The following is an 11,462-nucleotide window of genomic DNA, read 5'->3' as shown; positions in this document are numbered from 1 at the left end:
AGCCGTTCTACGTGCTGATGCCGGCGGACCACCCCTGGACGCGCAAGGAAACCATCGACTCGGGCCTGCTCAACGACAAGAGCCTGCTGCTGCTGGGTGAAGGCCACTGTTTCCGTGATCAGGTTCTGGAAGCCTGCCCGACCCTGACGAAGGGCTCGGAAAGCGCCAAGCACACCACCGTCGAATCCAGCTCGCTGGAAACCATCCGGCACATGGTTGCGTCCGGCCTGGGTGTTTCGATCCTGCCGTTGTCGGCCGTCGACAGCCATCACTACGCGCCTGGCGTCATCGAAGTCCGGCCACTGACCCCACCGACGCCGTTCCGCACCGTAGCGATCGCCTGGCGCGCCAGCTTTCCGCGGCCCAAGGCCATCGAGATCCTCGCCGATTCGATCCGTCTGTGTTCGGTGGCCAAGCCGGTGGGCCGCGACGCGCCATGACCGAGCTGGCTCAGGTATCGGTCACTGCGCTCAAGGGCGTGGGCGAGGCGATGGCGGAAAAACTCGCCAAGGTGGGTCTCGAAAACCTCCAGGATGTGTTGTTCCACCTGCCCCTGCGCTATCAGGACCGCACCCGGGTGGTCCCGATCGGGGCGTTGCGTCCTGGCCAGGATGCGGTCATCGAGGGGGTGGTCAGCGGTGCCGACGTCTCAATGGGCAAGCGCCGCAGCCTGTTGGTGCGCCTGGGCGATGGCAGTGGCTCGCTGAGCCTGCGCTTCTATCATTTCAGCAATGCCCAGAAGGAAGCGCTCAAGCGCGGCACGCATGTGCGCTGCTATGGCGAAGCACGGCCCGGTGCCTCGGGGCTGGAGATCTACCACCCCGAATACCGCGTACTGACCGGGGAGCAAGACATCCCGGTCGACCAGAACCTGACGCCGATCTACCCGACCACCGAAGGCCTGACCCAACAGCGTTTGCGTCAGTTGTCGCAGCAGGCCCTCGACCTGCTGGGGCCGCGCAGCCTGCCCGACTGGTTGCCGCTGGAGCTGGCGCGCGAGCACCAACTGGCCCCTCTGGATGAAGCGATCCGCTACCTGCACCGCCCGCCGCCGGATGCCGACCTCGAAGAGCTTGCGGTGGGTCATCACTGGGCTCAGCACCGCCTGGCTTTCGAAGAGCTGCTGACCCATCAGCTGTCCCAGCAGCGCCTGCGTGAAAGCCTGCGCGCCCAACGCGCGCCTGCCCTGCCGCTGGCCCGGGACCTGCCGGTGCGCTACCTGGACAACCTGGGGTTTGCGCCCACCGGAGCACAACGTCGGGTGGGTGCGGAAATCGCCTACGACCTGAGCCAGCCCGAGCCGATGCTGCGTCTGGTGCAGGGCGACGTCGGTGCCGGCAAGACCGTGGTGGCGGCCCTGGCCGCCTTGCAGGCACTGGAGGCGGGTTATCAGGTGGCGCTGATGGCGCCGACCGAGATTCTCGCCGAGCAGCACTTCATCACCTTCCAGCGCTGGCTCGAACCGCTGGGCATCGAAGTGGCCTGGCTGGCCGGCAAGCTCAAGGGCAAGGCACGGGTCGGTGCACTCGAGCGTATCGCCGGTGGCGCGCCGATGGTGGTGGGTACTCACGCCCTGTTTCAGGCCGAGGTGCAGTTCGCCCGGTTGGCTCTGGTGATCATCGATGAGCAACACCGCTTCGGCGTACAGCAACGCCTGGCATTGCGGCAGAAAGGCGTGGGCGGAACGATGTGCCCGCACCAGCTGATCATGACCGCTACGCCGATCCCGCGGACGTTGGCGATGAGTGCCTACGCCGACCTCGACACCTCCGTACTCGACGAGCTGCCGCCCGGGCGTACGCCGGTCAACACCGTGCTGGTGGCCGACAGCCGCCGCCCCGAGGTGGTCGAGCGGGTGCGCGCCGCCTGTGCCGAGGGTCGCCAGGCCTATTGGGTCTGCACCCTGATCGAGGAATCCGAAGAGCTCACCTGCCAGGCCGCGCAAAGTACTTTCGAAGAGCTTACCCTGGCCTTGGGTGAGTTGCGGGTCGGGTTGATCCACGGGCGCATGAAGCCTGCCGAAAAGGCCGAGGTCATGGCCTGGTTCAAGGCCGGCGATCTGCAACTGCTGGTGGCCACCACCGTGATCGAAGTCGGGGTGGATGTGCCCAATTCCAGCCTGATGATCATCGAGAACCCGGAACGCCTGGGGCTCGCCCAGCTCCATCAGCTGCGCGGACGCGTCGGTCGTGGCAGCGCCGCCAGCCACTGCGTATTGCTCTACCACCCGCCCTTGTCGCAGATCGGTCGGGAACGGCTGGGTATCATGCGCGAAACCAACGACGGCTTCGTGATTGCCGAAAAGGACCTGCAGCTGCGCGGTCCCGGCGAGATGCTGGGCACCCGGCAAACGGGCCTGCTGCAGTTCAAGGTCGCCGACCTGATGCGCGACGCCGACTTGCTGCCGGCAGTGCGCGAAGCGGCCCAGGTGCTCATCGAACGCTGGCCCGGCCATGTCACGCCGCTGCTCGAGCGCTGGCTGCGGCATGGGCAGCAATACGGTCAAGTCTGAAGCGCTCCAGAAACTTGTGTGATACAGGTCTCGGTTTCCTGGGCAAGCTGAGTATACTGAGGCGAATGTAGGACAATGGATGCAGACCATGAATGAACTTGCGCTGGAAGCCGTCACTTCGCCCGTCCCCTCCGTGATCCAGAAGATGCTCAACGATTCGGGCATCGCCTGGACGGCGGTGGATGCACGACAGGTGACCGCCGCCGATGCCGGCCGCACGATCCAGGCGGTTCTGCTGGCCGATGAGGTCGGGGCACTCATGGTGCTGTTTCCCCAGAGTCAGTTGCTGGACCTGAATCGCTTGACCGAACTGACCGGGCGCAAGCTCACGGCCGTGTCCGAGGAACGCCTGACCGCTATGCTGGGCAAGCACCAGCTGGCCTTGCTGCCGGGCCTGCCGATCCTGACCAGTTCGCCGTGCCTGTACGACGAGCGCTTGATGCTCGAACCCACGTTGCTGGTCAGCTCCGGCGAACCCGGCGGGTGGCTCGAACTGAGCGGCGATGATTTCCGCAAGATGCTGACCAAAGCCAGTTCCGGCTCTTTTGGCCAACCCTTGGCCAATGTCCGCCCCAACCTGGATCGTCCCGATGACGACGGCAAGGAAATCACCCGCGCGGTGCAGAATTTCACCGCACGGCGTATCCAACAGCGTCTGGAATCGACCATCGAGATTCCTCCCCTGGCAACCACGGCACAGAAGATCATCAAGCTGCGCGTCGATCCCAATGCCACCATCGACGACATCACCGGCGTGGTCGAAACCGATCCGGCGCTGGCTGCGCAGGTGGTCAGCTGGGCCGCGTCACCTTATTACGCCTCACCGGGCAAGATTCGTTCGGTGGAAGACGCCATCGTTCGGGTGCTCGGTTTCGATCTGGTGATCAATCTGGCGCTGGGTCTGGCCTTGGGCAAGACCTTGAACATGCCCAAGGATCATCCGCGTCAGGCCACGCCACACTGGCATCAGTCCATTTATGTGGCTGCAGTGATCGAAGGCCTGACCCGTGCCATGCCTCGGGCCAGCCGCCCGGAAGCAGGCCTCACCTACCTGGCCGGCTTGCTGCACAACTTCGGCTATCTGCTGCTAGCTCACCTGTTTCCGCCGCATTTCCAGCTGATCTGTCGTCATCTCGAAGTCAATCCGCACCTGCAGCATGATTTCATCGAGCAGCATCTGCTGGGCGTGACGCGAGAGCAGATGGGCGCCTGGCTGATGCGCTACTGGGAAATGCCGGAAGAACTGAGCACCGCGCTACGGTTCCAGCACGACCCCAGCTACACCGGCGAGCACGCCGCCTACGCCAATCTGGTGTGCCTGGCCATTCGCCTGTTGCGCAGCCGCGGCATCGGCAGCGGCGATCAGTACATTCCGGATGCCTTGTTCGAGCGCCTGGAACTGAGCCGAGACAAGGCCGAAGCGGTAGTCAGTAAAGTGCTGGAAGCCGAGGCACTGCTGCGCGAGCTGGCCCACCAGTTCGACTGACAGGTGCGCGGTGACCTCAGCGCTTTCTGGGCTTGAGGTATTTCATCGCGCCCTGGAACCACACCACCAGCGCCGGATTGCCCTTGATCTGGATGTGCTTGTCCTGAATGCCCTGCATGAACGCCAGTTGCTTGTTGCTGGCCTGCAGGGTGTCGTAGCCGTACTTGGCGTCTTTGAAGGCAATCGCGAAGGCCGGCTGTTCCACGCTGCCGCTGCGGCTGCTTACCCGTTGATCGCGGACGATGAAGTGCCGCGCGATCCTGCCGTCCAGTGTCTGTAACTGAAACACCAGGTCCTTGTCCTTGAGCTGCTGGGCGAAGGCTGGGTTGTTGCGGCTGGCGCGGGCCATCATCAGGCCCATGGCCCAGAGCAGGAAGCGGAATTTCATGGCGAAGTCTCGGCGCGGGAAAGTGGCGGCGAGTGTACCGGCAATGCCCCGTTCAAGGCAGTCCGGCTAAGGCGGGGCAGGCTATCTGGCCGTTATGGCGGCAGGTATGTCGCAGGCACCCGGCGGACCGGGTGCCATGGCGGGCGGCGCTCAGCAGCGCGGTGCCAGGTGGATCAGTTCACACTGTCCTTGAGAAACTTCCCAGGCTTGAAGGCAACGGTATTGCTGGCCTTGATCTTCACCGGCTCGCCGGTCTGCGGATTCTTGCCGGTGCGGGCGCCGCGGTGGCGTTGGATGAAGGTGCCGAAGCCTACCAGAGTGACACTGTCCTTGCGGTGCAGTGCGCCGGTGATTTCTTCGAGTACGGCATTCAAGACGCGGTTGGCCTGTTCCTTGGTCAGGTCCGCTTTTTCAGCAATGGCATCTACGAGCTCTGGTTTACGCATGGTGAAGCCTCTTATGGCGGTTTTTGTTTTTATTGGCGACTGCCTGGTGGACGGCAACGCCCAACTCGCCGCAGGCTCTACGCTGCGGCAGACGGAGTGAGAATGGCACGCTGCACGAGGGCGCGCCAGTGTCTGCCACGGGTTTGTTACGGCAAAGTGCCGGTTATTCCGACAGAACGGCGCCTATCGGCAATGCGGCACCCGAATGCGGGTCACCATCAACCGATCTCGATCATTTCGAAATCCATCTTGCCCACGCCGCAGTCGGGGCACAGCCAGTCTTCGGGCACGTCTTGCCAAAGGGTGCCGGCAGCGATGCCATCCTCGGGCCAGCCGTCGGCTTCGTTATAGATCAAGCCACAGACGATACATTGCCACTTCTTCATCATGTTCCCTCGGTATTCAGGCGATCTGGCGGGCGCTCGATGGTAAGACGTTGTCGCCCGGCTCTCGCGGTTTGTACTGATCAACGTCGCGCGATGCAAGCTTCATCAGGCGGGGGCGGCCAATCGGTACCGGCAAACATGATAAAGTCGACGTCTTTCCAGCCGACCCGATTCACTACCGTGCCCCATTCAGGATTCCCCTCCCCCGATTGGCAATGCCTGGCCGACGCCGACCCGCTGGTACGCGACTGGCTGTTCGATCCAGGCTCCCTGACCCGCCGTTTGATTCAGCTCAGCGATGACCATTTCAGCGTCCGCGTGCTGCTGCAGGACTGGCAACCGCTGCGTGATGAAGAATGCCTGGCGCTGGCTGTGCCGTCAGGCAGCCAAGGCTGGGTACGCGAGGTCTGTCTGCTCGGCCATGGCGAGCCCTGGGTGTTCGCCCGCAGCGTGGCGGCGCGCAGCAGCCTGCAGGCCAGTGACTTGGACATGCAGGCGTTGGGCAACCGTTCGCTGGGCGAGCTGCTATTCTGCGACCCGGCGTTCGTGCGTGGTCCCATTCAGACCTGCCGCTACCCGGCTCGGTGGCTGCCCGCCCAGCAGGCCAGCGAGGGGCTGTGGGCCAGACGCTCGCGTTTCGACCGGGGGTCGCTGGCGGTGCTGGTCGCCGAAGTCTTCCTGCCGCCTGTGTGGCAAGCCGTTCGTAACCCAGCGGAGCACCGTTGATGTATCAGAGCCTGCTCAAGTCGCTGAACCGGCTGAACCCGCGCGCCTGGGATTTCATTCAGCTCACGCGCATGGACAAGCCCATCGGCGTCTACCTGTTGCTGTGGCCGACCCTGTGGGCCCTGTGGATCGCCGGTGAAGGCAGGCCTTCGCTGGCCAATCTGGTCATCTTCGTCGCCGGTGTGGTGCTGATGCGCGCGGCTGGTTGCGTGATCAACGACTTCGCCGACCGCAAGGTCGATGGCCACGTCAAGCGGACCGAAGCGCGGCCCTTGGTCAGCGGCAAGATCAGCAGCAAGGAAGCGCTGGTGTTCTTCGCCGTGCTGGTCGGCATCAGTTTCGTGCTGGTGCTGTGCACCAATGCCCAGACCATCGGCCTGTCGGTAGGCGGCTTGATCTTGGCGGCAAGCTATCCGTTCATGAAACGCTACACCTACTACCCGCAGGTGGTGCTGGGCATGGCGTTCTCGTGGGGCATGCCGATGGCATTCACCGCCGAAACTGGCGAGTTGCCAGCGGCCGCCTGGCTGCTGTGGATCGCCAACCTGCTGTGGACCGTGGCCTATGACACCTACTATGCCATGACCGACCGCGATGACGACCTGCGCATCGGGGTGAAATCCACCGCCATCCTGTTCGGCGCCGCCGATCGCCTGATCATTGTCATCCTGCAGGGGCTGGCCTTGGCCTGCCTGCTGCTGGCCGGCGCACGGTTCGGCCTCGGCGGCTGGTTCCACGCGGGCCTGGCGGTGGCCGCGCTGTGTTTCGCCTGGCAGTGGTGGCATACCCGCGAGCGCGAGCGCATGGCCTGCTTCAGGGCGTTCCTGCACAACCATTGGGTAGGGTTGGCGATCTTCCTGGGCATTGTGCTCGACTACGCCCTGCGCTGACGCCCTCCCTGGCCGTCGTGCCGGATCGAGGTGTGCAGTTCAGTCTTCGACGGGACGGGCGACCTGCCAGGCGTTATCTTTCTTGCCGTCACCGCTGGTGTCGCCAGGCTTCTTGTCAGCCTTGTAGGTGTACAGCGGGCTGCCCATGTAGGCCCACTGCAGGCTGCCGTCGTCGCGGCTGATCACGGTCCAGTCGCCGTCGTCGGCGGCACCCTTGTCGGCCATCAGCGGCGGCCAGTTCTTCGCGCAGTCGGCGTTGCACGTCGACTTGCCGTCTTCGTCTTCGGCATAGGTGTAGAGCGTCATGCCGCGGCCGTCGACGAACGCCTTGCCCGGCTCCAGGCGCGGGTGGTCGGCGGCCATGGCCAGGCCAGACAGCGTCAGCGCCAGGGCGCCACACAGGGCCGTCCAGGCCGAAGTCGTACGAGTCTTCATGGGTGCCTCTCGTCATCAATGAACAGGGATTTACAGCTTAGTACAGTCTGAATAACTTGATACGCTCGAGCAGCTGTCACACGACTGCAATAATCGCGTTATCTAATGCGGCGCATGACAGGGTAATGACAAGAGGTTTGCACAATGGCTGGCAGGAGCATTCTCATCGTCGACGATGAGGCACCGATCCGCGAAATGATCGCCGTAGCCCTGGAAATGGCAGGCTACGACAGCTTCGAGGCGGAGAACGCGCAGCAGGCCCATGCGATCATCGTCGACCGCAAACCCGATCTCATCCTGCTCGACTGGATGCTGCCCGGCACCTCGGGCATCGAACTGGCACGCCGCCTCAAGCGCGACGAGCTGACCGGCGATATCCCGATCATCATGCTCACCGCCAAGGGTGAGGAAGACAACAAGATCCAGGGGCTGGAAGTCGGCGCCGACGACTACATCACCAAGCCGTTCTCGCCACGCGAACTGGTGGCCCGGCTCAAGGCCGTGCTGCGCCGCGCCGGCCCCAGCGATGGCGAATCGCCGATCGAGGTCGGTGGCCTGTTGCTGGATCCGATCAGCCATCGCGTCACCATCGACGGCAAGCCCGCCGAGATGGGCCCTACCGAATACCGTCTGTTGCAGTTCTTCATGACCCATCAGGAACGTGCCTACACTCGCGGGCAGTTGCTCGACCAGGTCTGGGGCGGCAATGTCTACGTCGAGGAGCGCACCGTGGACGTTCACATCCGTCGGCTGCGCAAGGCCTTGGGCGACGCCTACGAAAATCTGGTACAAACCGTGCGCGGCACCGGTTACCGCTTTTCCACCAAGAGCTGAACCGGCAGGTTTTCACAGCATAGGATGCGCGATACGTGAAACAAGACTGGTATGCCACCCTCGTGCGTCACATGCTGTTGCTGGTAGCGGGGTGCCTGCTGGTCGGGCTGATCACCGGTCATTACGGTTGGTGTCTGGCACTGGGTCTGGCGGTGTACCTGGCCTGGACGCTCAAACAGCTACTGCGTCTGCACCGCTGGCTGCGCGAGCACCAGCCGGATCAACCGCCGCCCGACGGCTATGGCCTGTGGGGTGAGGTGTTCGACAGCATTTATCACATGCAGCGCCGCGATCAGCGCGCGCGCGGGCGTCTGCAGGCCGTGATCGATCGCGTGCAGGAATCCACTGCGGCTCTGCGCGATGCCGTGATCATGCTCGATGCCGACGGCAACCTGGAATGGTGGAACCGCGCGGCCGAGACCCTGCTGGGGCTCAAGACACCCCAGGACAGTGGTCAGCCGGTGACCAACCTGATCCGCCATCCGCGCTTCAAGGAATACTTCGCCCAAGAGCAGTACGCCGAGCCGCTGGAGATTCCCTCGCCGGTCAACGACCGTCTGCGTGTGCAATTTCTGATCACCCGCTATGGCAACAATGAACACCTGATGCTGGTGCGCGACGTGACCCGCATCCATCAGCTGGAACAGATGCGCAAGGATTTCGTGGCCAATGTGTCCCACGAGCTGCGCACGCCGCTGACCGTGATCACCGGCTACCTGGAAACTCTGCTGGACAACGTCGAGGACGTGAACCCGCGCTGGACCCGGGCCCTGCAACAGATGGAGCAGCAAGGCGTGCGCATGCAGACCCTGCTCAACGACCTGCTGTTGCTGGCCAAGCTGGAAGCCACCGATTACCCCTCGGACAACCTACCGGTGGCGGTCACGGCCCTGCTGCACAGTATCGTCAGCGACGCCCGGGCCCTGTCCGGGCCGCGCAACCAGACGATCAGCCTGGACATCGAGAACGAGGTGCTGCTCAAGGGCAGCGAGGCCGAACTGCGCAGCGCGTTTTCCAACCTGATTTTCAACGCGGTGAAATACACGCCGGAACAGGGGACCATTCGGGTGCGCTGCTGGACCGACGCCCAGGGCGCCCATCTACGGGTACAGGATTCGGGGATCGGCATCGATGCCAAGCACCTGCCGCGTCTGACCGAGCGTTTCTATCGCGTGGACTCCAGTCGAGCCTCCAACACTGGTGGCACCGGGCTGGGGCTGGCCATCGTCAAGCACGTGCTGCTTCGCCATCGGGCGACGCTGGAGATCAGCAGCGTGCCGGGTCATGGCAGTATCTTCACGTGTCACTTCTCGTTGGTACAGGTGGTGGTTCGTTAACCGCGCAGGGCGCGATCCTGTCGGGGGGGACGGTCATTGGCCGCGAAGCAGGCGCTGCGGTGTGCAGGAGGGAGCGCGGCGCGCCCTTCGCGGCCACGGACCGCTCCTACGGAAATTGTGGTGTTCCTGTAGGAGCGGTCATTGGCCGCGAAGCAGGCGCTGCGGTGTGTTGGGAGAACGCTGCATATGGCTGCCTTATCAGCACACCCCCTAGGCAAGGGCCCGTCCAGCCGTTACATTGCCAAACACATTACCCACCCTGGGTATCGCCTCACTCCCCTCCAGCACACGGACACCGTAAAACGCCACCATGGACCCTTCCACAGGCATCTCCCTTTCGTCACTGTTCGCCGACTTCGGCATGATTCTTTTCGCTCTGTTCCTGGTCTTGCTCAACGGCTTCTTCGTAGCCGCCGAGTTCGCCATGGTCAAGCTGCGCTCGACCCGGGTAGAGGCCATCGCCAAGAAGCATGGATGGCGTGGCAGCATTCTGCGCACGGTCCACAGCCAGCTCGATGCCTACCTTTCCGCCTGCCAGCTGGGTATCACCCTGGCCTCGCTGGGCCTGGGCTGGGTCGGTGAACCGGCGTTCGCACACATCCTCGAACCGTTGCTGGGCGCCGTCGGCGTGCAGTCGCCGGAAGTCATCAAGGGCGTGTCGTTCTTCAGCGCCTTCTTCGTTATCTCGTACCTGCACATCGTGGTTGGCGAGCTGGCACCCAAGTCCTGGGCGATCCGCAAGCCAGAGCTGCTGTCGATGTGGACGGCGGTGCCGCTGTACCTGTTCTACTGGGCCATGTACCCGGCCATCTACCTGCTCAATGCCAGTGCCAACGGCATTTTGCGCATTGCCGGCCAGGGCGAACCCGGCCCGCACCACGAGCACCATTACAGCCGCGACGAGCTCAAGCTGATCCTGCACTCAAGCCGTGGCCAAGACCCCAGTGACCAAGGCATGCGCGTACTGGCCTCGGCAGTGGAGATGGGTGAACTGGAGGTGGTCGATTGGGCCAACTCGCGCGAAGACCTGGTGAGCCTGGAATTCAACGCGCCGCTCAAGGAAATCCTGGCGATGTTTCGTCGCCACAAGTTCAGCCGCTATCCGGTGTACGACACCGAGCGCGAAGAGTTCGTCGGCCTGCTGCACATCAAGGATCTGCTGCTGGAACTGGCGGCGCTCGACCACCTGCCCGAGTCGTTCAACCTGGCCGAGCTGACCCGTCCTCTGGAACGGGTGTCGCGGCACATGCCGTTGTCGCGTCTGCTGGAGCAGTTCCGCAAGGGCGGCGCGCACTTTGCGCTGGTCGAGGAGGCCGATGGCAAGATCATCGGTTACCTGACCATGGAAGACGTGCTGGAAGTGCTGGTCGGCGACATCCAGGACGAACACCGCAAGGCCGAGCGCGGCATTCTGGCCTATCAACCCGGGAAGCTGCTGGTGCGGGGCGATACGCCGCTGTTCAAGGTCGAGCGGCTGCTGGGGGTGGACCTGGATCACATTGAGGCGGAAACCCTGGCGGGTTTGATCTACGAGACCCTCAAGCGGGTGCCCGAGGAAGAGGAGCTGCTGGAGGTAGAAGGCCTGCGCATCATCATCAAGAAGATGAAGGGGCCCAAGATCATCCTGGCCAAGGTGCTCAAGATCGAGTGAGTTGTGGCAGGTCAGTGCTGCCTGCGAGTGGGGCGTTGGGATGTGCAGTGGGTTTGATGGCCCCTTCGCGGGTAGAACCCGCTCCCACAGGGGGGGTGGCTGCAAGGGGGTTACTGGCCGCCGACGGCGAAGTTGGGCAGTACGCCCAGTGGCCGGTCGAACTGGTAGGGAATCGACTCCAGCGCCAGGCCGACGTTGCGTTGCACCACGAAGTGCAGGTGCGGGCCGGTGCTGTTGCCTGTGTTGCCCGAGCGCGCCAGCGCCGAGCCGACGCTGACCTGTTGCCCTTCCTTGACGCTCACCGAACCGCGCATCAGGTGCAGATAGACACCCATGGTGCCGTCCTCGTGGAGGATGCGCACGAAGTTGCC

The 11,462-nt window shown here is 63.6% G+C and carries 13 protein-coding genes; 8 read left to right on the top strand and 5 right to left on the bottom strand.

From position 1 onward, the window contains the following. The 3 genes from B2V21_RS11555 to B2V21_RS11545 form a co-directional block, all read left to right on the top strand. The coding region (locus B2V21_RS11555; protein ID WP_286916916.1) for a LysR substrate-binding domain-containing protein at positions 1-440 on the top strand (440 nt) is incomplete at its 5' end. Continuing rightward, positions 437-2,512 carry an ATP-dependent DNA helicase RecG gene (gene recG, locus B2V21_RS11550; RefSeq protein WP_286916915.1) on the top strand — a complete coding sequence of 692 codons (2,076 nt, stop codon included), beginning with the start codon at positions 437-439 and terminating at the stop codon, positions 2,510-2,512. The genes B2V21_RS11555 and recG, both read left to right, overlap by 4 nt. Positions 2,513-2,600: 88 nt before the next feature. Beyond that, entirely contained in the window at positions 2,601-3,998 is a 1,398-nt protein-coding gene (locus B2V21_RS11545; protein ID WP_049860378.1) for an aminoacyl-tRNA deacylase and HDOD domain-containing protein, read from the top strand. Positions 3,999-4,014: 16 nt separating this feature from the next. Here B2V21_RS11545 and B2V21_RS11540 read toward each other — a convergent pair whose 3' ends face one another. The 3 genes from B2V21_RS11540 to B2V21_RS11530 form a co-directional block, all read right to left on the bottom strand. Continuing rightward, the gene (locus B2V21_RS11540; protein WP_286916914.1) at positions 4,015-4,386 is read right to left on the bottom strand and encodes a helicase; all 372 of its coding nucleotides are present in this window, start codon (positions 4,384-4,386) and stop codon (positions 4,015-4,017) included. Positions 4,387-4,559: 173 nt separating this feature from the next. Further along, a complete protein-coding gene (locus B2V21_RS11535) occupies positions 4,560-4,832 on the bottom strand; it encodes an HU family DNA-binding protein (protein ID WP_049860380.1) in 273 nt (90 codons plus the stop codon). Between the two features lie 218 nt (positions 4,833-5,050). Further along, the gene (locus B2V21_RS11530; protein WP_049860547.1) at positions 5,051-5,218 is read right to left on the bottom strand and encodes a rubredoxin; all 168 of its coding nucleotides are present in this window, start codon (positions 5,216-5,218) and stop codon (positions 5,051-5,053) included. A 180-nt stretch (positions 5,219-5,398) separates the two neighbouring features. Here B2V21_RS11530 and B2V21_RS11525 point away from each other — a divergent pair, with 180 nt between their 5' ends. Together B2V21_RS11525 and ubiA are read left to right on the top strand one after the other, a co-directional pair. After that, a complete protein-coding gene (locus B2V21_RS11525; RefSeq protein WP_376787066.1) occupies positions 5,399-5,944 on the top strand; it encodes a chorismate--pyruvate lyase family protein in 546 nt (181 codons plus the stop codon). Beyond that, positions 5,944-6,834 (top strand): 4-hydroxybenzoate octaprenyltransferase, encoded by an 891-nt coding sequence (gene ubiA, locus B2V21_RS11520; RefSeq protein WP_192000349.1) that lies wholly within the window; start codon positions 5,944-5,946, stop codon positions 6,832-6,834. The genes B2V21_RS11525 and ubiA overlap by 1 nt, the downstream gene beginning before the upstream one ends. Before the next feature lie 39 nt (positions 6,835-6,873). Here ubiA and B2V21_RS11515 read toward each other — a convergent pair whose 3' ends face one another. Further along, positions 6,874-7,269 (bottom strand): hypothetical protein, encoded by a 396-nt coding sequence (locus tag B2V21_RS11515; RefSeq protein ID WP_049860383.1) that lies wholly within the window; start codon positions 7,267-7,269, stop codon positions 6,874-6,876. Positions 7,270-7,413: 144 nt separating this feature from the next. On the opposite strand from B2V21_RS11515, the gene phoB reads away from it, so the two are divergent. The 3 genes from phoB to B2V21_RS11500 all read left to right on the top strand — a co-directional run bounded on the left by phoB (position 7,414) and on the right by B2V21_RS11500 (position 11,091). Next, positions 7,414-8,103, top strand: coding sequence for a phosphate regulon transcriptional regulator PhoB (gene phoB, locus B2V21_RS11510; RefSeq protein WP_043192154.1), 690 nt, complete (start codon positions 7,414-7,416; stop codon positions 8,101-8,103). Between the two features lie 71 nt (positions 8,104-8,174). Further along, positions 8,175-9,440: a phosphate regulon sensor histidine kinase PhoR gene (gene phoR, locus B2V21_RS11505; protein WP_240050041.1), complete on the top strand. Its 1,266-nt coding sequence runs from the start codon at positions 8,175-8,177 to the stop codon at positions 9,438-9,440. Between the two features lie 310 nt (positions 9,441-9,750). After that, positions 9,751-11,091, top strand: a complete 1,341-nt coding sequence (locus B2V21_RS11500; protein WP_043192150.1) for a hemolysin family protein — start codon at positions 9,751-9,753, stop codon at positions 11,089-11,091. Between the two features lie 110 nt (positions 11,092-11,201). Here B2V21_RS11500 and B2V21_RS11495 read toward each other — a convergent pair. Then, positions 11,202-11,462, bottom strand: a 261-nt coding sequence (locus B2V21_RS11495) for a M23 family metallopeptidase (RefSeq protein WP_286916913.1), incomplete at its 5' end; no start/stop codon positions are given.

This window comes from Pseudomonas sp. UBA6276 (genome assembly GCF_002438365.1).
Taxonomy (GTDB): Bacteria; Pseudomonadota; Gammaproteobacteria; order Pseudomonadales; family Pseudomonadaceae; genus Aquipseudomonas; species Aquipseudomonas coleopterorum.
The sequence above is the reverse complement of the archived record's forward strand: the minus strand, read 5'-3'. Positions and strand labels throughout refer to the sequence as shown.